The 24,154-nt window shown below is 39.7% G+C and carries 21 protein-coding genes; 18 read left to right on the top strand and 3 right to left on the bottom strand.

Annotated features, from left to right (window positions below):
• Positions 1-230 precede the first annotated feature (230 nt).
• The 5 genes from GKZ87_14580 to GKZ87_14560 all read left to right on the top strand — a co-directional run bounded on the left by GKZ87_14580 (position 231) and on the right by GKZ87_14560 (position 5,808).
• On the top strand, positions 231-1,016 hold the full coding sequence (locus GKZ87_14580; GenBank protein QSI26623.1) for a Cof-type HAD-IIB family hydrolase: 786 nt from the start codon (positions 231-233) through the stop codon (positions 1,014-1,016).
• A 443-nt stretch (positions 1,017-1,459) separates the two neighbouring features.
• Positions 1,460-2,323 (top strand): aldose 1-epimerase family protein, encoded by an 864-nt coding sequence (locus tag GKZ87_14575; GenBank protein ID QSI26622.1) that lies wholly within the window; start codon positions 1,460-1,462, stop codon positions 2,321-2,323.
• Between the two features lie 464 nt (positions 2,324-2,787).
• A complete protein-coding gene (locus GKZ87_14570; protein ID QSI26621.1) occupies positions 2,788-3,708 on the top strand; it encodes an aldo/keto reductase family oxidoreductase in 921 nt (306 codons plus the stop codon).
• Between the two features lie 188 nt (positions 3,709-3,896).
• Positions 3,897-4,613, top strand: coding sequence for a glucosamine-6-phosphate deaminase (gene nagB, locus GKZ87_14565; protein QSI26620.1), 717 nt, complete (start codon positions 3,897-3,899; stop codon positions 4,611-4,613).
• A gap of 337 nt (positions 4,614-4,950) precedes the next feature.
• Complete coding sequence (locus GKZ87_14560; GenBank protein ID QSI26619.1) at positions 4,951-5,808, top strand: Cof-type HAD-IIB family hydrolase; 858 nt, start codon at positions 4,951-4,953, stop codon at positions 5,806-5,808.
• A 162-nt stretch (positions 5,809-5,970) separates the two neighbouring features.
• Here GKZ87_14560 and ybaK read toward each other — a convergent pair whose 3' ends face one another.
• Entirely contained in the window at positions 5,971-6,453 is a 483-nt protein-coding gene (gene ybaK, locus GKZ87_14555; GenBank protein QSI26618.1) for a Cys-tRNA(Pro) deacylase, read from the bottom strand.
• A 113-nt stretch (positions 6,454-6,566) separates the two neighbouring features.
• Between ybaK and GKZ87_14550 the strand changes: the two genes are divergently transcribed.
• From GKZ87_14550 to GKZ87_14530, 5 genes are all read left to right on the top strand, one after another.
• Entirely contained in the window at positions 6,567-7,439 is an 873-nt protein-coding gene (locus GKZ87_14550; protein ID QSI26617.1) for a Cof-type HAD-IIB family hydrolase, read from the top strand.
• 65 nt (positions 7,440-7,504) lie between these two features.
• On the top strand, positions 7,505-7,813 hold the full coding sequence (trxA, locus tag GKZ87_14545) for a thioredoxin (protein QSI26616.1): 309 nt from the start codon (positions 7,505-7,507) through the stop codon (positions 7,811-7,813).
• A 453-nt stretch (positions 7,814-8,266) separates the two neighbouring features.
• A complete protein-coding gene (locus GKZ87_14540) occupies positions 8,267-8,980 on the top strand; it encodes a DUF554 family protein (GenBank protein ID QSI26615.1) in 714 nt (237 codons plus the stop codon).
• Between the two features lie 794 nt (positions 8,981-9,774).
• Positions 9,775-11,082, top strand: coding sequence for an MFS transporter (locus GKZ87_14535; GenBank protein ID QSI26614.1), 1,308 nt, complete (start codon positions 9,775-9,777; stop codon positions 11,080-11,082).
• A 525-nt stretch (positions 11,083-11,607) separates the two neighbouring features.
• Positions 11,608-12,009 carry a hypothetical protein gene (locus tag GKZ87_14530; GenBank protein QSI27981.1) on the top strand — a complete coding sequence of 134 codons (402 nt, stop codon included), beginning with the start codon at positions 11,608-11,610 and terminating at the stop codon, positions 12,007-12,009.
• Positions 12,010-12,378: 369 nt separating this feature from the next.
• Here the strand turns inward: GKZ87_14530 and GKZ87_14525 are convergent, their stop codons facing one another.
• A complete protein-coding gene (locus GKZ87_14525; GenBank protein ID QSI26613.1) occupies positions 12,379-12,579 on the bottom strand; it encodes a cold-shock protein in 201 nt (66 codons plus the stop codon).
• A 799-nt stretch (positions 12,580-13,378) separates the two neighbouring features.
• Between GKZ87_14525 and GKZ87_14520 the strand changes: the two genes are divergently transcribed.
• Together GKZ87_14520 and GKZ87_14515 are read left to right on the top strand one after the other, a co-directional pair.
• Entirely contained in the window at positions 13,379-13,846 is a 468-nt protein-coding gene (locus tag GKZ87_14520) for a hypothetical protein (protein ID QSI26612.1), read from the top strand.
• A 171-nt stretch (positions 13,847-14,017) separates the two neighbouring features.
• Positions 14,018-15,775 carry a DEAD/DEAH box helicase gene (locus GKZ87_14515; GenBank protein QSI26611.1) on the top strand — a complete coding sequence of 586 codons (1,758 nt, stop codon included), beginning with the start codon at positions 14,018-14,020 and terminating at the stop codon, positions 15,773-15,775.
• Positions 15,776-15,911: 136 nt separating this feature from the next.
• Here the strand turns inward: GKZ87_14515 and GKZ87_14510 are convergent, their stop codons facing one another.
• Positions 15,912-16,808 carry a mechanosensitive ion channel gene (locus GKZ87_14510; protein ID QSI26610.1) on the bottom strand — a complete coding sequence of 299 codons (897 nt, stop codon included), beginning with the start codon at positions 16,806-16,808 and terminating at the stop codon, positions 15,912-15,914.
• A 147-nt stretch (positions 16,809-16,955) separates the two neighbouring features.
• Between GKZ87_14510 and GKZ87_14505 the strand changes: the two genes are divergently transcribed.
• The 6 genes from GKZ87_14505 (at position 16,956) to GKZ87_14480 (ending at position 23,935) form a co-directional block, all read left to right on the top strand.
• A complete protein-coding gene (locus GKZ87_14505; protein ID QSI26609.1) occupies positions 16,956-17,417 on the top strand; it encodes a hypothetical protein in 462 nt (153 codons plus the stop codon).
• A 60-nt stretch (positions 17,418-17,477) separates the two neighbouring features.
• Positions 17,478-18,260, top strand: coding sequence for a hypothetical protein (locus GKZ87_14500; protein QSI26608.1), 783 nt, complete (start codon positions 17,478-17,480; stop codon positions 18,258-18,260).
• Between the two features lie 291 nt (positions 18,261-18,551).
• Positions 18,552-19,649: a hypothetical protein gene (locus tag GKZ87_14495; GenBank protein QSI26607.1), complete on the top strand. Its 1,098-nt coding sequence runs from the start codon at positions 18,552-18,554 to the stop codon at positions 19,647-19,649.
• Positions 19,650-19,660: 11 nt separating this feature from the next.
• Positions 19,661-20,512 carry an ATP-binding cassette domain-containing protein gene (locus tag GKZ87_14490; GenBank protein ID QSI26606.1) on the top strand — a complete coding sequence of 284 codons (852 nt, stop codon included), beginning with the start codon at positions 19,661-19,663 and terminating at the stop codon, positions 20,510-20,512.
• A 6-nt stretch (positions 20,513-20,518) separates the two neighbouring features.
• Positions 20,519-22,852 carry a hypothetical protein gene (locus tag GKZ87_14485; GenBank protein QSI26605.1) on the top strand — a complete coding sequence of 778 codons (2,334 nt, stop codon included), beginning with the start codon at positions 20,519-20,521 and terminating at the stop codon, positions 22,850-22,852.
• Between the two features lie 276 nt (positions 22,853-23,128).
• A complete protein-coding gene (locus GKZ87_14480; GenBank protein QSI26604.1) occupies positions 23,129-23,935 on the top strand; it encodes a hypothetical protein in 807 nt (268 codons plus the stop codon).
• Positions 23,936-24,154: the final 219 nt, after the last annotated feature.

The raw sequence follows: 24,154 nt of genomic DNA, 5'->3' as shown, positions 1-24,154 counted from the left end.
ACACACATTTTTACAAGCTCTCTACATATTTATCATATAACTTTCGGGTATACTGTAGTCATGCAGGAGGAATCCTGCAGATATGAATTTTTCCCCTCAGAAAATTTTTCATACTTTTCCTTTCTATTATAAATAATAAACAGCAAAAGAAGCACTTCCCCCAAGGTGCTTCTTTTGTTTTGCCCGCCTGTCATGGTATAATGGTAAGCGTATGAAATGAGGACTTTGATATGAATACTATAAAAGCATTATTCTTCGATGTGGATAATACGATTTATACACATCGCATTCATGATTTTCCAGCATCTACCCAGCAGGCACTGAATCGTCTGAAGGATAAAGGGTACCGCATCGGTGTGGCGACAAGCCGCTGCCGTTATGAGGTTTCTAATCTGCCTTCCTTCTTTCGTGAGTTTCCTTTTGATGCGGCGATTTTTGACGGCGGAGCACTGGTTATGGGGGAACAGGAGGTCATTGCCAGCTTTCCTTTGCAGCAGGAACAGGTATACCGGTTAATCAGTCATTGTGAGCAAAAGCATATTCCTGTCAGATATTCCACCTTTGACAAGGATTGCCTGACAACGCCATGTCCCCACTCGATACGGGATGAGTTTTTTAAGCTGTATATGAATATGCCAACCGTTAAGCCGTATGAAGGGGAAGAGGTTTACAATATGCTTGCCTATCCGCAGGATGATATACAGCGAAAGCAAATTAAGGAGCTTATGAAGGATGCCTTCATTGTTACACATTCTTCAAATACGCTTGAAATTACAGCAGAGAATGTTGATAAAAGTAAGGGTGTGGAGGCCATGGCTGCACATTGGGGTATTTCAGTTCATGATGTTGCCTGCTTTGGTGATGGTGCAAATGATGTGGGGATGCTGCGTGCGGCGGGAATCGGTGTGGCAATGGGAAATGGAAACCCTAAGGCGAAGGCTGCAGCGGATCATATTTGCGGCTCTATTGATGAGGATGGTCTTTATCACTTTTGTAAACGGATGGAGTGGATATAATTGCCTGTTCGATACCCGTATTTCATCAGTTACATATAATGGGTGAAAAGATTTAGAGTGCGTACCACAAAACAAAATAAGCATAGCGTTATCTGAGCGTGACAACTCAAAACGCTATGCTTTTATTTATATATTTCTGAAACATTAGTATTTTTATAATCCTTTACAATAGGAAGCATATAGGTATTCCAAACTGTGAATTGCCGCCTTTCAGTCAGTAAAATAGGAGAAATTAAACATATTTTAGGAATTACAACATTTCTATAAGAGTGTATGGGATAACCTTGCAGAAACAAGGAGATGTCAAATGACAGGTGATGCGGTGCTTTTCATATATGGGGAGCACTTGTGTATATATATGGCACAATCCTTTTCTATTTCTGATGAATCCGCTTTGTTTCGTGCTATAATAGTACTAAACAATGTGTGAGGAGAGATATGATATGAAACTGAAAAATGATCGTTATGAGGTGACCTTTACAACAAAGGGTGGAGAAATAGAAAGCTTCACCGATCTGCAGACAGGCATTCAGTATATGTGGCAGGGACATCCGGATTACTGGACAGGGAAAAATCCCGGTCTGTTTCCATTAGTAGGAAATACACTGGATGGAACCTATGAAATCAATGGCAAAACATATTCCATGAAAAATCACGGATTGACACGGTATGCAACACTGGAATGCATAAAGGATGATGGCAGTGAGGTAGTAATGGCTTATGACAGCACTGAGGAAACAAAGGCACAGTATCCTTTTGATTTTCATTATGAGGTAGGCTATACGCTACAGGAGGATACACTGACAATTACCTATCGTATTACGAATACCGGGGAACAGGAAATGCCGTTTACCTTCGGTTTGCATCCGGGCTTTAACTGTCCTCTCTGTGAGGGAGAAGCATTTGAAGATTATACAATGAGCTTTACGAATCCGGAACAGTTAAAGCAGATGGTATTTGATCCTGAAAAGAAGAAGCCTTATGAGTTGGTCGATGTAGAGCTTCAGACGATTCCCTGCAGCTATGAGGAAATTGAGAAATATGCGACGCTCATTTATCAGGGAATGAAAAGTCCCTATCTGACATTATCCGGCCCGAAAAAGCACGGTGTCCGTATTTCTATTACGGGTTATCCTTATCTGGCCATCTGGACAGCTAAAAAAGACGCACCGTTTATTTGCCTGGAGCCATGGTACGGACATGCGGATTTTTCAAAGGTAGAGGAAGATTTCTATCATCGTGAAGGAACCATGCTGTTATCTGCAGGAAAAGCCTTTACGACCTCGTATACAATTCAAGTATTTTAATACAAAGAGGATATGCCTGCTGAAGTGCATATCCTTTTATCACAGATAAGTAAGTTGGTTGTATTAACAATGTGATAACCGTATTTGTGATTTGTATTGATAACGGCTTATCATTTATATACAAAGTACAGTGTTTGATGAATGAAAGAAGAACAGGGACAGGGCAAGGCTTCAGCATATAATGCAGAAACTGCCAGCCCTACCTTGTGTCTACATATGATAAAGCAGCGATTATAGGATATCCGTATATAATATCTTTTCATATTTTTATTCAACAAATGAATACATCCGCTTTGTATACCTCCTGTTTGCCGGTTAGATCCTAAGCAAGAGAAAAGGGGCATCATGGTATCGTTATAATCTGATTAACGAGCATTTATGTGATTTTGAAGTTCTTCATATTCAATCAGATGAAAAAGAAGTATAATGGGGATAGTAGATAAGTTGAAGGAGGAAGCATTTGTATGAAACATATTAAAATTGCCGCTAAACAGGCTCCTGCTCTTGTACAGGGCTGTATGCGTATCGATGCTATGAGCATGGAGGAAGTGGAAACATTGATCCGACAGGATCTTGAACTGGGAATCAATTTTTTTGACCATGCGGATATTTATGGCGGAGGCATGTGTGAGGAGATATTTGGAAAGGTACTGAAAAAGAATCCATCTCTGAGAAATAAGATGGTGATTCAATCAAAATGCGGTATTCATCGCAGTGAAACGACACATTATGATTTTTCAAAAGACTATATTCTAAGCTGTGTGGATGCGTCTCTGGATCGTCTGCAATGTGGTTTTCTGGACTATTTGCTGCTGCATCGTCCGGATGCACTTATGGAACCAAACGAAGTGGCAGAGGCATTTGATCAGCTTTATACCTCTGGCAAGGTAAAGCATTTCGGTGTCAGCAATCATAATCCCTTCCAGATTGAGCTGCTGAAAAAATATGTAAAGCAGCCAATCGAGATCAATCAAATGCAGTTGAGTGTTATGCATACACCAATGATCGATGCGGGTGTCAATGTCAATACCTTTGATCAGCGCGGAATTGATCGCGATAATGGTACGCTGGATTACTGCCGTCTCAATGATATTACCATACAGTGCTGGTCACCCTTCCAGTATGGTATGTTTGAGGGAGTATTCTTAGATAATCCAAAATTTCCTGAGGTAAATAAACGCATAACGGAGCTGGCAGAGAAGTATCAGGTCAGCAATAGCGCAATTGCGGCGGCATGGCTTCTTAGACATCCTGCAGATATGCAGGTTATCCTGGGCTCTACCAGTCTGACAAGGATTCAATCCATTGTAAAGGCTTGTGATTTCACGCTAACCCGGGAGGAGTGGTATTCCGTTTATGTTGCGGCGGGGAATTTGCTTCCATAAAGGGTAGCGGTATATGATCTTTGGAAATATATGACCTATATCGGATACTTTATTGAACTATCCTGAGGCTTTTATTCTAAACCATCATAAGGAAACGGCAGAATTATTGGATATGCATGTTCCATCATTGAAAACGTGCTTTCAAAATGGTATGATAATACTGTGTAATATCAGGAGGAGAAAAGAAAATGAAAGTTATTGTAGTGAAAGATTACGATGCAGTAAGCAAAGAAGCATTTAACGTTATGAAGGAAGTCGTAACAAGCAAAAAAGATGCTGTTTTAGGACTTGCGACAGGCTCCAGTCCAATCGGATTGTACAAGAACATGATTCAGGATCATAAAGACAATGGTACAAGCTATGCACAGTGCCAGTCCTTCAATCTGGATGAATATGTTGGTATTGACAGAAACCATCCGGAATCCTACTGGACATTCATGCATGAAAACCTGTTTAAGGGAATTGACTTACCGGAAGATAAGATTCATGTACCTTATGGAAGCACAAAGGAAGATTGTGAAGGCTATGAAAAGGCAATGGAAAATGTCAGTGTAGATATTCAGGTTCTGGGAATTGGCGGAAACGGACACATTGGATTCAATGAGCCAGGTACACCTTTTACAGAGGAAACACATATCGTTGAGCTGACCGAGAAAACACGTTCCGATAACGCGCGTTTCTTTGATAATGATATCAATCAGGTACCTACGCATGCCATTACAATGGGAATTGCGACTATCATGAAAGCAAAGAAAATCCTGCTTGTGGCATCTGGTGCAAACAAGGCGGATGCTGTTGCGGCTATGGTAAACGGCCCGGTTGATCCGGCATGCCCTGCAAGCGTACTGCAGAATCATGCAGATGTTGTCGTTGTTGTGGATGAGGCAGCAGCTGCTAAATTATAAGATAATGAAACGGACATTTCCTTGGAGGTGTCCGTTTTCTTCATTCTGATAAAACTTTGGATATATGCGGGCAGTCATTCATTAGCAGTAACTATTCACCGAAAAACCTAGAAAGTGTTAATTAAGTATTTATATAATCATATTGTGTGAAAAGGAGCATAGAAACACTACAGCAGGTCGTTCTCTAAGGCGCTTTTCATAACGCTCTTCCTAAATTCTATCTTTTATCAATGAATAGTAACTATTAGCATTCTGTGATTTTCTTTACAGGTATTACAGGTTTACTTTTTTTCTATATTCGCTATAATAGGGGTGATGAAGAAAGTAGAGGTAGGATATGGCGATAAAACTGATAGCACTGGATCTGGATGGAACGCTGCTGACCACGCAGAAAACGATTGATGAGGAAACAAAAAAACGTCTGATCAAGGCACAGGAGCTGGGAATTTCCATAACGATCGCTACGGGGCGCGATAAAGGCGGTATTGATTTCGTATATGAGCCGCTGGAGCTTGAACATAGGGGCAATAACTTTGTTGCCGGGGTAAATGGACAGATCATATATGATTTTCATAAAAAGGAATATTTTGTAGATAAGGTGCTGGATGGCAGTGACGCAAAAAAGGTAATGGCATTGGGGATGAAATATAATTTTGAGGTTATCAGCTGCTGCGGCTATGATTTTTATGACTTGATTTCCAAGCGTTTAAAAGCGATGAAAAAGGTACGCAGTGTTGTATTTGGACAACCGATGGATTATGGCTTTAATCAGGGAAAGCGTAATTTTATACCGCTGGAGGATGCGGATTATGAGATTATGCAGGATGTGAATAAATTTGTTCTGATACAGACGGCTTCCTTTTTTAAGAAGCATCTTCCACATCTGCGTAAGGAATTAAAGGATTATGACCTGCTGGAGGTTGGCCCGGCATGGATTGAGGTCATGCCAAAGGGAGTATCCAAGGCAAGTGCATTGCTGCGAATCGGTGAAAAGCTCGGTATTTCCACGGATGAAATGATGGCGTTTGGAGATGCGGAGAATGATATGGAAATGATCAAGACGGTGAAGTACGGCATCGCGATGGGAAATGCGATGGAATCTCTGAAAAAAGCAGCCTGGGATGTAACGGACACTAATGATCAAATGGGAATAGCGAAGGCACTGGATAAATATGTATTTGCATCAGGAGAGTAATCTCTCCTTTTTATTTATATTATTTTATTATATGAAGTTCATTGCGGCGAGGAGAAAACGAACAACAGCTCCGTTGACAATGAAAAGTGGTTTAAAAGAGGGCTTTAAAAATATGAAAGAAATCAGTTATAAAAAAACAGCTGTCAATAGGATGAAAGCTGTTTAGGATTCACAAATTATATCTGCTGTTTCCGCATGAATCAGCTGCAGCAGCTCCCTTGGATTCATTTTGATTTGTACACCGATTTTTCCTCCACTAAACATAATGCTGTCAAACTCCGTACAGCTTTCGTGCAGGAAGGTGCGATACTGTTTTTTCATTCCGATTGGGGAACAGCCACCCCGTACATAACCGGTTATTTTGTTGATATCCTTTACATGGATCATTTCCACAGATTTCACACCTGCCGCCTTTGCACATTTCTTTAGCTGCAGCTCATGGGCAACAGGAATTACGAATACGATATACTCTTTTGTATTCGCAACCGTCACCAGTGTTTTGAATACCTGCTTTGGATTTTCATTCAGCTGTGCAGCAACGTCCAATCCGGCAACTGCTTCTTTTCCATGTGTATAGCTTAACACCTCATAGGAAAGGTGCGCGCTGTCCAGTATACGCATAGCATTCGTTTTTTGTATTTTCATGACCATACCTCCCACTTGCGCATACAGTATAGCATTGTTTGCCGTATCCTTCCAGTAGGATTTTACTTCTGAAGCTATTCATTGTATAATCCTATGCATAAGGGGTGATGAGAATGATACAAATGATTGTGATGGATATGGACGGAACGCTGCTGACCAGTGATAATACGATTTCACCAAAAACGAAGGAAATGCTGTTACAGGTTCAGAAACAGGGTGTGCGTCTTGTGCTGGCCAGTGGAAGGAGCTATTGCAAGCTGCTGGAGTATGCAAAGGAGCTGCAAATGGATACATACGGCGGCTATCTGTTGGAGGTGAATGGGTTGATCCTGTATGATTTAAGTACGGGAGAGCGTCATATCCGCAAGCAGATGGGAAGTCGGGAAATGGAGGAAATATTTACCTACTTTCGACAGTGGGATGTTGAAATCATGGCACAGTTTGATGACGGGCTGTTTGACTATAATCCGAAAAGTGTATTGCAGGAAAAAGCAAGCTATCGCAGGGAGCATAAGCTTCCTGAGGATTTCCCATGGACAGGAGGTGCCTTTGCCCTTCTAGCGGACAATCGAAAAGGATATCCACATATTTATTATATTGATTCCTGGAAGGAGATTGACCGCAGCATCAATAAGGTGAGTATTGCCTATTATGCGGACGTGATGACACAGGTGAGTGCGCAGGCAAAAAAGGATTTGAAGGATTCCTACTGGCTTGGGCTCACTACACCAAAATGGCTGGAGCTGATGCCTCTGGGCATTACAAAGGGCAGCGGACTTCAGGCTCTTACAGAGCTGCTGCATATCCCGATGGCAAATGTAATGGCATTTGGGGACGGGGAAAATGATATCGAAATGCTGCAGGCGGCAGGTATCGGTATCGCCATGGAGAATGCAATGGAGGAGGTCAAGGCTGCTGCGGATGATATCACCGCCGGCAATAACAATGACGGGATTGCTGCTGCACTTCGGAAATATTTTATGTAAGGAGCATTTGCATGCATGTTTCCTGCAGAATGTGATATACTGTGGGTAGTTGGAGGTATGAGCTTATGAAAGTAATAAATAAAGCAGAATTTGAACAAATTACAAAACAGGGTGTTGTCCTGGTGGATTTCTTTGCGACCTGGTGCGGGCCGTGTAAAATGCTGGCACCTGTGCTGGAAGAGCTGGCAGAGGATATGAACGGAAAAATGGAAATTGTTAAGGTGGATGTGGATCAGGAAGGTGATCTTGCGATGAAATTCGGAATCATGTCTGTTCCTACCATGATCGTATTCAAGGATGGAGAAGCTGTAAAACAGATTTCCGGTTATCAGGCAAAGGGACAGCTTTTAAATATTCTTAATCCCCTGCTGTAAAAAAGCGTAGGCGGATGTACCAACAAGCAATCGCATGAAAAAATAAATGGTATGACGCTGTAGCTTATGAACTAAGAAGTAACAGATAAAAGAGGAAGTGATTTCATTGCTCAGGTGATGGACTTACTTCTTTTTTCATACATACCCGCCAGCAGACACATTGTTTTATTATATACAGGTCGTATTACCTGTGATATGGCTGTAGGTCTTTCTTCCTATATATTGCGGTTATTAAAAGTGGTGAGCTGTCTTTTTGATGAGCATAGGAAATGTGCAGGTTATATGGATTTTACAGAAAATGTGATGAAAGTATATAATATCATTGAAATCAATATCATGGGTAAGCCATGTATCGTAAAATGCATACCGCTTTCATCTGTCTATTATCCGTTATCGTCATTGACTTTTTGTTTACGCGGTGGTACATTTGTAGGAAAAAAAGGGAGGCAGGTTATGGGAACACTGATTAACGCTGCAGCTGTCATTGTCGGAGGGGCGATTGGCATGCTGGTGAAGGGCGGACTTCCCGTGCGTATGCGGGAGCTGCTTATGCAGGCATTGGGACTTTGTACCTTGTTTATCGGTATTACCGGTGCGCTTGGAGCTATGATGCAGGTGGAAGGAAACCAGCTGCTTACAGATGGAACCCTGCTTTTGATTTGTTCACTTGGCATTGGGGCGATTCTTGGTGAGCTGCTGCGGCTGGAGGATCGCATGGAGGGGCTTGCGCATCGTTTGCAAAATATGGTTAATAGCCGGGATGATAAATTTGTAGAGGGCTTTGTAACGAATGCACTCGTTATTTGTGTCGGAGCAATGGCGGTGGTCGGCGCTCTGCAGGATGGACTGATGCATGATGCTTCCATGCTCATCACCAAAGCGATTCTGGATGGTATTATTTCCATGGTCTTTGCCTCTGCCCTTGGTATCGGTGTCCTGTTTGCGGCAATACCGCTGTTTCTGTACCAGGGCTCAATTACACTTTTGGCGGGGCTGCTTTCTCCACTGTTCAGTGAAGCACTGATTCAAAACCTGTCAATGGTAGGCAATGTCCTGATTTTTGGTGTCGGTATCAATTTGTTTTTTGGAAAACAGATCAAAATCGGAAACTTGCTTCCGGCATTGCTGATACCGGTCGTGTTTGCGGTAATACAAAATTTTTTGTAATAAATACCGGGATATGCATTCGCTGATATCTGGTATATCTATGAAAAAAGGCTTATGGTTTTCGTGTGCTGTAGACACTGTATGAAATCTGTGTCCTTAGGGATAAAGCTACAGAAGGCTATAGCTATGCTTCCTTGTGCTTGAAAATATAAAAGAAAAAGAACGCTGAGGGGGTGCGTTCTTTTTCTTTAGAATTATAAAATTAAATGAAAGGGAGAAAGTATGAATTTCATTTGAGGGGGAAATTATCATACTTGGCAAGAGTTCCTCTTGCTGACTACAGTATACGAAAATGTTATCTGAAAAATATGTCGCAACTATGTGAAATTATGGAGTTATCAGATATTCTTTTCTTCCTTATTGTTTTTTGAAAAAATCAGCAAAAACAAATATATGAAAAATAGAAACGCACTGCTTGGGGGACAGTGCGCTTCTATTATTATCAGTTTTAAATGAAAGAGAGAAAGTATGAATTTGCTTTGGGGGAATTATCATACTAGCAAGCTTTCCTTACTTGCTGACTATAGTATACGAAATACTTGTCAATAAATAATGTAGAGAATGTGGAAAACTATGTTATATTCAGGTATTTTCATTTTACATTATGGGAGGCAGCCCGTATCAGTGTGGTATAATGGTAATAGCTTTTAAGCGGAACAGGAGGGAACAGAATGAAATTACCATATGCTGAAGCTCCATGCAAAGTCTAGGATGAATCGCTTGCATGGAGCAATGAGTACGGATTCATCCTCTGACTTTGCCTGATATAGAAAATGTAAAGGAGCAAAGTCAAAATGAATACAATAAAACAAATAATCAGGGAGCTGCATGTTTTTCTGTTACTCTGGAGTACACAGGCATGCTCGCAGCTGGGAAGCTCTATGACGAGCTTTGCCCTCATCATATGGAGTCTGCAGCAATCGGAAAGTGCGATGGTCAGTGCTATGCTTTCGATTTGTTCTTATACGCCATATGTGCTATTCGGCCTGTTTGCCGGTTCTTTATGCGATCGCTGGGATAAGAAAAAAACAATTCTGATCTGCGACAGTCTGGCGGCAGCTTCAACTGTTGTGATCGCTGCTTTACTGTGGCAGGGAAAGCTGGAAATATGGCATTTGTATATTCTGAATGCTGTTAACGGTTTGATGAACACGCTGCAGCAGCCCTCCAGCGAGGTAGTGATTACCCTTCTGACACCGAAGAAGCATTATGCAAGGGCAGGGGCTCTGCGTATGCTTTCCAATTCGCTGAACACACTGCTTGTCCCCATACTTGCAACCTCGGTCTACATGCTGTTCGGTATGCAAACCATCATCCTTTTTGATCTGCTTACCTGCTGTATTGCATGTACAGCCCTGCAATTTTTTATCCAGCTGCCTGCTAATGAGCAATCTGCAGCCGAAGGGGAAAAACAGGAACACATTCTGACTGGAGTAAAAAGCGGGCTGTGCTGGCTTCGGACGCATCGCGGGGTGTTGGATCTGGTTCTGTATCTAGCTGCTATCAATTTGATTGCGTCCACCTATGATGCAGCACTTCCTTATATGCTGCTGATGCGTGAAGGCGGCGGTGAGGGGGGAGTGGGGCTAGTCAATACATGTATAGGATTTGCTAATCTGTCAGGCAGTCTGCTTCTGTTGCTGCGACCGACAAAGGATCACCGCGTACGGCTGATACACAGAGCCCTGCTGATTAGTATGGGAACAGAGAGCTTTTTTCTGGCCTTTGGCAGAGAATCTGTGATATGGTGTCTTGGCGCGATACTTGGTTGGCTGTTTATACCGGCAATGAATACGAATATGGATGTGCTGCTGCGGGAACATATCCCCCTCACTATGCAGGGGAGAGTATATGCCGCAAGAAATTCTCTCCAATTTTTCACGATACCTGTCGGCTATTTTCTAGGAGGGGCATTGATAGATTATATTTTGGAGCCCTTCATGGCAGGACAGGCTGAAGCATCACTACTGGTAAGCATACTGGGCTCAGGTAAAGGAAGCGGTGCAGCTTTGCTGTTTCTCATACTGGGATTGGCAGGTATTGCAGTTTGTCTGCTATTTCGCAGAGATAAAAACATCTGGTCACTGGAAGAACATAAATAAAACAAAAGAAGCTCATGCTTGGGTTCATGAGCTTCTTTTGTAAATCATTATGTTTTATATTGAAAGGGAGAAAGTATGAAGTATTCTTTGGGGGAATTTTATCATACCAGCAAGATTACCACTTGCTTGCTTATAGTATACAGGAAACTTACAGTTTAAATACGGCGCGATCATGGTAAAATATGTGGAATTCATAATAACCTTGCACAAATTGTGTGATAGCCTCCACAATTTTGTGGATCGCAGCGCAGTGCAACAAAAAAGACGTTTTGGGGGAACGTCTTTTTTGTATTATATTATTTAATTGAAAGGGAGAAAGTATGAATTTATTTGGGGGAAATATGTCATACTAAGCAAGCTTACCACTTGCTTGCCTATAGTATACAAAAAACTTTCCGTTTAAATATGGCGTGATGATGGAAAAATGTGTGGAAACCGAAACTTCTTGACACAAACTGTGTGATAGATGGCGCAGATCGTCAAAATCGTGGAAATTCGTGCTATAATACATGGCATAGGAAGGTGATGGATTTGCAGATTACAGGACTAGATCAGCAGGAAATCGCACAGGCTGCAGCTGTGAAATTCCCTGGGAAATATGTGGAAGCTGGAGAAAGCGACTTGTATTTGCCGGATATAGAAAAGGGAAAACTCAGGATTGAAGGGATTGATAAACCGGTGTTTGCCAGTACGCATTATGCATATGAGGACAAGCTGGTCAACGGAAACAAGACGCGGTATAAAATTCCTTTAGCAACTGTGCTTATCAAGCGTGATAAATATGAAGTGATATATGACAGCTATGGCAAGTATTATGTGGCATTTAAAGACGAAGCAGGGATTCAGTTTGTTTTGTATGAGGATTTTTATGAGCTGCTGAAACCGATGATTCATCTGGAAGAAGAAAAAAATGAACAGGCGACATAATTCGACAAATTACGAAATATGTGTGCTGTATAGTAATGATGGCAGATGAGAAAACTGCTGATACGTAAATGATCCCCGAAAACTATCCCTAATTTACGTATAACATCATTCTATCCCCTATAATTTTAGGAAAGGCCCTGCTGTGTTGGGGTCTTTTCTATTACCTGGCGGTATTGTATGCATAGCTTTGTTTCGACAGGATCATGATTTGGTTGCTTATAGAAAATGAAGGAGCAGCACTATTCCTGAAAAGCAGAAACGAAAAGTTATCTGCATATCGAAGTTTAGCTTTACAGCTTATCAGGATGTGATGTATCAAACGTATGCGTATGCATAAAAAAACCGCCTGAGCGGTTTTTATTTCGTAAATTAGATTACGGTTACGTTAGCTGCGTGATCTCCACGATCGTTCGTGTTGATTTCAAAGCTTACTTTAGATCCTTCTTCCAGTGTACGGAATCCGTTTGTCTGGATTTCAGAATAATGTACGAACAGATCCTGTCCTGCATCTGTTGTGATAAATCCGTATCCTTTGTCTGCATTAAACCATTTTACTTTACCTGTACTCATATTAGTACCTCCTTATGATGTAGATAAGAAGCACTCTCATGGTATAAAAAAACACATACGTGAATTGTACAATGAGATAATTACAATTCCTGATATGTGAATATTGAAATCATAGTTATTTGCTTGTTATTACTTCTCCAGTATAACACATAGAAATTGAAAAGCAAGAACTTTCGCATTTATTTTTTTCTGAATCTTTCATATTTATTTTTAGCTGAAATATGTACTGGTAGGTTTCAAAGAGAATTACAGAAAATCCGGTGATAAAGCCGTCATAGTTGTAAATTCCTGCTAAGTGATTTATCCAGGATAAGAACACATAGTCTGAGTCAAGACTATGCTACACCGGTAGAAGGATGAAATTGCACGATGGAATCCGTTCTGGAAATTTTTGGTGATGTTCACCGCATACGTAGATTTCTAATCAGAGATAGAACAATTCATAAATGAAAGCAGTATGAAGCGTTGATAATCTATGGCGTTTTGTATATATAGGGAATTTCTGTATATACTAATATGGAAGCGTACTTATACGGCAAGTGTTAAATGAATACTGTATTTGTTAATCATCTGCTTTTCAAAAAAAAGATTTTATGTATATGATATTTGTTCATCCGATTTCTGAAAAGGATCAAAAGGGTTTCACTTATCCATATAGTAAGGAATTGCAGGGCAATAACGATAGCTTTTAGTTGATCAAAAAGTGCTCTATTGCCTATATTTCGCCTGTGTTCCTCTTGAAATTCGTTTGACTTTTTCATAGAAAAGGCATAGACTGAAGATATTGAGGTAAGTAAAAATGGTAAACTACGAAGAAAAGGTATTTCATCCAAACCTGGGCATCTGTGATGTTACAGGCATCGACAAGAAGGAAAAACGTATGGTTATTACGGCAGCAGATGGAAGTACCTGTTCCATACCATTCAAAAGCCTGCCCCTGGTAGGTGTGAGAAATCTGATGGAAAGCAAAGAGGCTGATCTGATTTTGCAGGAATTATTTGAACCTCAGCATGCTTCCTCTCTGCCAGCGAGTCTGACGCTTATGCAGATACAGCAGAGTATTGTAGACTATAAGATGGAGCAGCAGGTACAGCTTCTCATCGGTTTGCTCTACTGGAAGTATGTGGAAGGAAAAAAAGGTATCCGGTATCAGGAATGTCTGAATCGTATTGAAGGCGTGCTTTGTGAAGAGCTGTCCTTTGTACTTGATCTTTCTATGGATAATCTGGTTGAGCGGCTTGAAAACCGGTATCGCAGCATGGTATAGAATATAGAAAACGGTGAATATCTGCACTGTTTTTTTCTTTTTCTGAATGTCATGATTTTATATGGGAAGGCTGTTGAATGAAAAATAATAAATTGACGTATGTAGCATCATATGGTAAACTTAGTAAGTTATTACGAGTTTTTAACCTGCAATGATAGAAAGAAGGTAACAATGACAACATTTAATGAATTACAGATCAGCAGCGAGGTAATGAAGGCTGTTGAAGAAATGGGATATGAAAATGCAACCGATATTCAGGCGCAGTCCATTCCGCTTATTATGGAAGGCAAGGACGTGCTTGGTCGTTCAAATACAGGAACAGGTAAAACTGCTGCATTCGGTATCCCGGCAATTGAGAAGGTATGTCAGGGAACAAGAAATCCGAACGCACTGATTATCTGTCCAACAAGAGAGCTGGTCACACAGGTGGCTACGGAGCTTAGAAAATTTTCAAAATACAAGGAAGGCGTTAAGATTGTTCCAATTTACGGAGGTCAGCCGATCGATCGTCAGATTCAGCTTCTGAAAAGAGGCTGTGGCATCGTAGTCGGTACACCTGGCCGTATCATGGATCATCTGAACCGCCGCACATTAAAGCTGGACGATACGAATATGGTTATCCTGGATGAGGCGGATGAAATGCTGAATATGGGATTCAAGGAAGATATCGAGGAAATCCTGTCCATGATGCCGGAAGGCAATGAGCATCAGACAGTGTTATTCTCTGCAACCTGGCCTGCTGAAATCCTGCGTATTACAAAGCAATTCCAAAATGACCCTGTTCGTGTGGAAATCAAATCATCACAGCGTACCATCGATACAGTAGAGCAGATTTACTATGAAGCTCCACGCGGGAAAAAAGCAAATGCACTGCGTGTATTGCTTTCCCACTATGATCCGGATCTGTGTATGATATTCTGTAACACAAAGAAAATGGTGGATGAATTGTGCGATGAATTAAATAAGCATGATATCAAAGCAATTTCTTTACATGGGGATATGAAGCAGGAATTCCGTTCCCGTGTTATGGAGCAGTTCCGTTCCGGTAATTATCCGATTCTGATTGCAACCGATGTCGCGGCACGCGGAATTGATGTGGATGATATTGATCTGGTTGTGAATTTCGACATTCCACAGGATAATGAATACTATATTCACCGTGTGGGACGTACGGGTAGAGCCGGTAAAAAGGGGCTTGCCATTACTCTTGTAAGCGGAGGAAAGCAGCGTGCCGGAATCCGGGATATCATCCGTTATACAAAAACGAACATCATTCGTCATGCGCTGCCTACCAGTGCACAGATGATGGAGGCGAACCGCAATGCGTTCGTAGCTAAGGTTAAGGAAGCCTGTGATGAGGGAATTACGGAAGAAAGCATGGAAATTGCAAATGAGCTGATAGCAGAGGGTATCGCTTTGGAAAATATCATTTCTGCATTGATTTCCATGACCTATAAAAATGAAATTATCGATATTGAAGCTGAGGAAGATGCAAAGCGTTATGCATCCGCATTCGATGCAATCAGCTTGAAATTCAATGTCGGTAGAAACCATGGTGTACAGCCTGGCAATATTGTCGCTGCAATCATTGAAGAGACCGGTCTGAATGGAAAAGCAATCGGACGTATTGATGTACGCAAGGATTTCACACTGGTTGATGTGGAAGCCAGCAAGGTTGATGCTGTATTAAACAATATGCAGCGCAGCCATATCCGCGGTGTGGAGGTCATGGTGGAAATTGACAGTGCTCCGAAGCGTAAAAATAATAACCGTTCCGGAAATGGAAGAAATTTCGGTTCAAAGGGCGGCTATAATAAAGGCGGACGCGGCAGAAGCTATGATAACAATTCATCTTCACAGCGCCGTGGCGGGAAGCGCACCTCCGGCAGTCACGATAAGAGCGTAAGAAAAAGCAGAAAAGATAAATAACAGCTAAAAAAGATAAAGAAAACAGCATTCCAAATCCTGACAGGAGGAGGGATGCTGTTTTTGCGTAATAGTAATGTGCAGTGAACTTCTTTTTCCAGTGATTCAAATGAGGTGTTTCAGGGCAGGTGACTCATCATTACAATTCCGGCTGCTTACTTTCATTGGACACTTCATCCGCTGCAGTCTTATACGTAATGGTACGGTGAGGATATGGAAATTCTATGCCCTCTTTGTCAAATCGTTTTTTTATAGCGATTCGCAGATCGGACAGCATCGCAAAGCCCTCGGAGTTATCGCGTGAATACACGGTTGCACGCAGCGTCAGGGAAGAATCGTTGAAGGAGGTCAAACGGATGATGACCGGCTCTACATGATTACGTAAATCGTCTTCACTGCGGGGATCTACATAGGCAGGATGCCGAATGATTTCCTCTTTCATAATGCTCATTGCCTTATCTAAATCACTTTCATACGCGATATCCAGTGTTAGAAAATTTCCTTTTGTATGATTCGTCAGACTGACATTTTCCAGTACCGCCTTATTCATGGTACTGTTCGGGATGATAACCTTTGTGTTTTCATAGGTGCGTATCACTGTATCACGCAAAGAGATATCGACAACATATCCTTCATACTCACCATTGTTAACCTTTACCAGATCACCGATTTTAAACGGCTTGAAGGTAGTGATCAACAGCCCGTTCACAAAATTTCCCATCGATTCCTGTGCGGCAAGGCCTAGTACAACTGCGATGATACCAGCACTGCCCCATATCTTGCCAAGGACGCTTTCAAAGGGGGTCAGCAGCGATAAGCAGCCGTAAACAGCTATCGTGTATAAGGTGATTTTGACGATGCGCATAATAAACTTGGCATTGACGATTTCCTTTTTGCGAATCCAGCGGTTGATTGCCCGTTTGCATAGATAAGCACAAAGCAGGTAAATCAGCATAAAAATAAGGCTTCCCAGAAAACCGAATTTAAACAGGGTACCGTATCCCCATTGATTGATATCGTTCAGGATGTCCAGCATGACAACACGTCCTTTCTGTGTGATGATACAGGAATATTATACATGGAAATATGCGAAATATATATAAGAAATAAGTGGAATTGTGTGATTATATTGATATAATAATTATTTCATATATAATAATTTCTAGATAAGAAGGTGTCGAACGTGAACGTAAAAAGTAAGGTGCTAAAAATCAGAAATTTGCCCACAGACGGCAGGAAAATCGATCAGATCAATGCGAAGCCGTATCTGATTATTGCCGTATTCCTTTTCATCGGGATTGCGTTGCTGTTTACCCGTGTCTATTCGATAGGAATCGTAATTACCTTTCTGTTTCTGTATTGCCTGCTGTTTGTGAAGGATGTCGTGCTGATTGAGTTTTTTGAAAATTATGCGGTATTCTATCTCAATAACGGCAAAGAGGAATGCTTCCTTCTGTTTTGGCAGGATGTTGCGAAATGGTCGATTACCTCCAGCCGCAATGACCTCGATGTATTGAATATCGAATTGAAGAATCAGCAGTGTATTTCTCTGAAATGCGTATCGCGCAAGAAGGTTGAAAAATACTTTCTGCAGTTCGCCACTACCTTGAGGGAATCTGAAATCACCAAGCAGCATGCTCTGTGAGCGGTTGCTTTTCTTTTTGCTTTCCCGTATAATACTCAGGAATGGTTAAAGGAGAATTTTATGAAAACATATCAAGAATATAAGGTACAGCTGAGTGAGCAGTTGAAGGGCCACCATCTCCGTCTGTTTGCAATTCTGTTCTTTTCCAGCCTGCTGATTTCTCTGTGTAAGGATTCCCTCATCTTTGTTATGGATGCAAAATCCTTGTTTTATTCTATTGTAAGCTTCTGCTTATCTTTATTTTTCTCACTGGTAAATTATGTGATTTTATTTTTATTTATTAAAGGAGTGCGCAATGAAGCCTTCCATTTAAGGGATATCCGTTTTGGTGCCTCCCGTTTTCTATATTTGATAGCAGCGGGTCTGCTTGTCAGCATTGTGCAGCTGCTTGTCAGTACGGTCGCAACCCTTCTGATCATGGTACCGCCGTTGTATTATGTGGGAATGAGTATTTTGAATGTGTTCTTCATTTTATGGAATGCCCTGATTGCCTATGGGGTATATGATGGAGTAACGCAAATAAAAGCTCTGGTTGCTGGAAGCTTTCAGCTGTTATGGGAACAGCTACGTGTAATTCTGCGCGGCGCTCTTGTGTACATGATCTGGTTTGTTATTGCTCAGGTAGGTATTCTGCTTGTTGTACAGTCCTTTCTTGGAAACGGTGTCAGCAATAATCTGATGGAGGTGTTTACCATCGCATTCCAAAATACACAGGCGTTAGTCAGTATCGTTGGCATTTATCTGCTGTATTATGTTGTGCAGTTCTATCTTCTGGTACCGCTGTATCTGTTGAGTGCCAATGTATATGAGGATGGAAAAGAGCGCTGGATGAAGATAATATAAGTATTAAATATGGAAATCTTCCTGTATAGTTGGCAGGGAGATTTTTATTTTTTCTGGATAGCTAACGAATTTATCATAAAGAATTGACAAAATATAGTTAATGGTTTATTATGAAAATACAAATAGAAGCGCTTACATTTTGGAGGTGAGGCGCTTTTGTAAAAAGAAAGAAATTTACGCTGGCAGCATTGTTCCTTTTGGATTCGCCTTATTTCATACGCATATTCCTCCTGGCTTCCCAGAAGGAATTATTCTAATAATTGGATAAGTTTATTGTAAGGGGTAATTCTTATGAAAAAAATTTTAACTAAAATAATTGCGTTGTTTATAATAGTTTCTTTGTTAGGCGGCTGCAGCAGTAAGCAGACACAGACAGTTGATGATAAGACTCTGCATTACGAAGCTGATTATGCTACTCTGAAAAATTCTATGGCATCATCCTCTTTCATAACAGATATCAAGGGGGGGATATTATTGTTTCCCGTTTTTGAAAATTCTGAAGGTACACATCAATTTACAGTTTTTTATGATGGTAAAAACACAAATATAATGGATTCAAATCCTGAATCTGGATGTGATTTTAATAATATAGAAAGTTGTAGTAGCGTTTCTAACGAAATGCGTTCAAACTATACTGCATATGGTGATAAGCTTTACTATGTAGTAGAAGCTTTTAATAAAAAAGATCAATTAACAGAAACTATAATAAGAAGTAATTTTGATGGGACGAAGGAAGAAAAAATTCTTTCTGTCACAAAAAGTGATGAAGGTGAGGATGTTTCCTTTGCGTTTACAATACATAAAAATGTTTTATATTATGCAGATAAAAACAAGGTACACGGTTATGACCTGTCTGATAATAAAGATGAAATATGCTTTGAATTAGAACCTGATACAAAGATAGTAAATATGTTTTTCGAAGATGACAATGTATATATAGCTACAGAAATTTATAAGGATAAAAAAGAAGTTATAAAAAATGCCATATTAAAAGGATCACTTACAGATTATAGTATGAAACTCTGGCAGAAAGAGAAAAGCGTTTATTATGCAAATAGCCAGTTTTTAATTGAAGTGGGGAATGGAGAAAAGGAAGGTGTCTCTTACTATGATGTTCGCTCCAACAAGAAAAAGAAATTATTGGATACCTATTCTTTTAGTGCTTTCGTAAATGATGACTACATTGTTCTGTGTGATATTGATATGAATAATCTTTATCTATTTAACAGAAAAGGTGAACTGCTTGATAAGACGGCTTGCAAGCATATGGGAGGACTTCCGCAGGGAATCGTACATCAATCATTCTATTTTGCAAATGGAGATAAGTTTTATATGTATCCAATCAAAGAGGACAAATTTCAAAAGTATGTACAGATTGAACTGAAATAAGGGGGTATCTCATGGTATCGTTAAATGTTCAAAAGGTGACGAAGAAGTATGGAAAAACAGTAGCTGTACGTGATGTGAGTTTTGTGTTGCACCCCGGGGTTTATGGTATTATCGGACCAAACGGTGCAGGGAAAAGTACTCTGCTTCAAATGATTACAACAAATTTAACGCAATATGAAGGCATGATTTCTTATTGCGGGGATGAAATAAAAAAAATGGGCTCTGCCTATCGCAATATTCTTGGCTACATGCCGCAGATAACAACAGGGTATGGTGATTTTACCGCTAAGCAATTTTTGTATTATATGGCAGCATTAAAAGGAATAAAGAAAGAGGAAGCGAAAGAAAAAATAAATGAATTGAGCAGTATACTAAGTCTGGATACTTATCTGAATAGAAAAATTAAAGCTTATTCTGGAGGAATGAAGCAGCGATTATTTTTCCTACAGGCGTTATTAAATGATCCCAAGGTGCTAGTACTGGATGAACCAACAGCAGGCTTGGATCCACTAGAGAGAATACGTTTGCGTAATTATATTTCTGCAATTGCAAAAGATAAAATCGTTTTAATTGCTACTCATGTTATGCAGGATATTGAGACGATCGCAAGAGAAATATTATTCATAAAAGAAGGAAATCTGTTATTTGAAGGTAGCATAACGGAATTGATTGAACGCTTAAAGGGGAGAGTGCAGGAAAAATGGATTGCAGAAGATATATGGGAAGATTTCCAGAAAACACATAAAATTACCAGATCAATGCGTTTGGACACTATATTTCATGTACGCTATATAGTTGATGAAGTCAGTGAAACCGCTGTTCTCCCTTCACTTGAGGATGCTTATCTGTATTATATGGGGTGATGCTTTATGCAGCTAATATGGTATGAGATAAGAAAGCTTACATCAAAGCGCAATCTGCTTGTTGCCATTCTTTTTCTTCTTTTTGCGATTTTCACCTTTCTATATATGGAACAATTACAGAGTACAGATGTAATGGCGAAACATAAAGACTTATATTTTAGCATAAAAACAGAATTGAATGGTAAAAGTCTGCAAGATAAAAAAGCATGGATAGGAAAAACACATACGTTTTATACACAGGTAAAACAATATGAAGAGCAGCTTCATTTATCTAAAGCCTTTGATGAAGATCCTGCGGCACAGGACGTTGATACAGATTTTCTATCAGAATATCAAAAATTACTGCAAACAGATATCTATACAAATTTAAATGATTATTTGCAGATATATCAATATCTACATTCCTATTATAATCGTATAACAGGCTATGAAGCCTATTTAGACGGTATTCTGGAGAAAACGGAGTTTCTCAAAAATAACCCTATGCATATGACAATATCGGATGAAAAGGTGAAACAGCTGGAACTAACACAAAAAACATACGAAAAGCTTCGGAAAACAAGCTTCAGTGACGAAGGCTTCCTTGTCTTTGAACGTTATGTAACAGGCTCCGTCTCTGTAATGATTTGCTTTGCATGGCTATTTATAGCAATTATCGTATTACAGAACGATGAAACGGCAGATATGACTTCTTTGATAACGACTACGAAATATGGTAGGATCACATCACGTTTATCTAAATGTACAGTTATTTTTATCACTGGCTTTTTGCTTACAATGCTAATAGAGGGAGGTTATCTGCTTCTCATACAGGGATTGTATGGCAGCATAAATTGGGGAGCTTCAGTACAAAGCATACCATCTCTATACACAAGTGCATTTCAAGGGGATTTAGGCTTGTGGTATGGCATAACATTCCTGATAAAAATCATTACAGGTTTTACTTTAGCTATGCTTTTTGCATTTTTGTATCAATGTTTTCATAAATTTTCTATCCTTATTATGAGTATGTTCCTGGCTATTTCTTATCTGCTTGTTCAAACTATTTCAACGAACTCTATTTTTCGTATTCTTCATTACCTGAATTTTTATGAAATCAGCAATACACATACGGTTTTTCAGGATTTTATAGTATTTACATTTCGATCCTATACAATATCATTAGCTGAGCTCTTATGTATATGTATTATCATATGTATGTTTCTTTTTACAGCGCTATTCCTATTTACACATAAAATGATAAGGATACCTGAATGTAATGTTCATTCGCTTGCTATTGTGCAGCACACCAATTTGCTGGTACATGAAGTTCAAAAAATCATAAATAACAATAAATTTTTTATTGTATGTGTACTGCTGTGTGTTTATCAAGGATATTATGTTTATACAATTGCCAGTCAGCGACAGGATTCTATCATTGAAGAAAAGGTAATTGAATTATACAAAGAATATGGCGGCGTACTAAATCCTGTTAAGAAGAATAATATAGAAAAACAATATAAAATGTTTGAGGAGCAGGAAGCAGAACTAACAAAGCTTGCGGCAGAGAAAGAAAAGGGTATCGTATCGGAAGCAGATTACCAGTCTTTATTAAGAAAGAGTCTGGATCAAATAAAAGATAAAACAGCGTTTTATACATTTTATAAGGACTATCAGGACGGCAGAGAGGTTCTCGTTTATAAAAAAGGATATCAGGCGATTTTTGCTATGAATACGCAAGAACGAGATATTCAAATGAGTATCCTGTTAATTGCTTCTCTTGTATTTGCGATTCATGGAATTTATACATTTGATCAGCAGAAAAAGGAATATATACTGTATGAAACTACAAAAAAAGGAAGAAGATCAATATGTAAAGCGAAGTTCCTCGTTGTGCTAATGGTATCAATTTTCCTATTTCTATTCTATAACCTAAGTGATGCATTCGCGTTTAATAGATTATATCCGATGTTTCAATGGGATGCTCCATTGCATGCTGTTGTCCCTGATGACTGGAGTATTGCAACTTCATTACCAATGGATCTTTCATGTATGCAATATGCTTGTTTGCTGTATGTTATCCGTTGTTCGGGTGTTGTGCTTAGCGGTTATATCATAACCCTAATATCAAAAAAAAGTGAAAACCTTCTTGTTAGCTGTTTTTTGAGTTTATTCATATTACTGTTCCCTATGATTCTTTATTACAACGGTGCTGATTTTATTTTATATGTTACTGTCTTTGATTTGGTACAGGGGAATCTCTTTCTCTATCAAAACTTGAATTTTTTTAAATATATTGCAATTGTTCTGATTCTAGTATGCTTATCTTTGAGACGATTTCCATATTATTTAAAAAGATAAGTTTAATGTAAAACTATTTGTTAGATAATTGTGGCTTTTTGTAATATACTTAGAATTTAAACAAAACCTTCTTCCGTTATTATCGGCAGGAGGTTTTTCTAAGAAAGAATAAAGGTTAAAGAGCAAGTACAGATATTAAACACTATTTTATAAAATGTATATAATCCAATGAAGCCATATCTGATTACTATGTGTATACATCATCAGACTCATCCTTTATAGCATTTCCCATTTTTCAAAAAATATGGTAGAATAACCTATACCTGAGGTGATATTATGAAAACATGGAAGGACTTTCTGTCATTTACCAATATAAAAGAACGCATTGTCAGTTTGCTGCTCATGCTGATGCTGCTCAGTATTCTCTACTGCTCCATTTACAGCATGGGAATCTCTGTTGTCAGCCGTGCCGGTAGTATGCTGGTTTCCTACTTATTCCTGTATCTGATCGTCATCGTGGCAGCCTATGTATATTTGATCGTCATGTTTCAGTTTATCCGTACCAAACGGGAAGACAGCCGTACACTTGTCATGAAGGACTACATGCTGCCGCTGATTGGTGTTCAGACCCTATTATTTGCAGCTATGGCAGGAAGCAGCTGGCTTTCCTTTCAGGTCATGCTGAACGATCAAAACAGTATCAATGCCATATTGACACCCGTTATGCTGCTAATGATGATGTTTTATATTCCGGTACAGGTATTTGCCTGCTATGCCATTTATGATGGTGCACGCAATCCTTTCCTTATTATAAAAGACGCATTTGTTAAAATCATTCGGCATTACCGATCCTCTTTTTACAGTATGCTGGTCATTTTTCTGATCGCCTTTGCTTATACCTCTGTTATGGATGCCTTTTTCCAATACGGAACACGATTTGCCGCCAACAGTGGTGTTGTGGATATCATGACCCGCAGCAATCCGTTTATGGATGCGATGGAGCTTGGTCTTTCCCTCTCTGGGAATATGCAGCTTCTGCCTGCCTTTATCCTATCCATCATCTATGGGGTTCTCATGTGTCTGATGCTTGTATTCTACTATATCTTTATGGTGTGCATCTATGATGAGGATGTACACATATAGCATATCTTACATACGATAAAGCAGGTGATGGCGATGAATACTGAATATGATATCCCGTTTGTTGTAGCATTGCACATGAATAATACCTATCTTGTACTGCGTGTACATGTAATTAAAGTGGAAGGGCAGCCCTACGTGCTGCTGCAGCTGGAACCGTTGATGAATTAACGGTTCTTTTATTTTGTAGAACAATTTCCATGTGGGCTCATATACTAGAAT

Source organism: Erysipelotrichaceae bacterium 66202529 (assembly GCA_017161075.1).
Taxonomy (GTDB): Bacteria; Bacillota_I; Bacilli_A; order Erysipelotrichales; family Erysipelotrichaceae; genus Clostridium_AQ.
The sequence above is the reverse complement of the archived record's forward strand: the minus strand, read 5'-3'. Positions and strand labels throughout refer to the sequence as shown.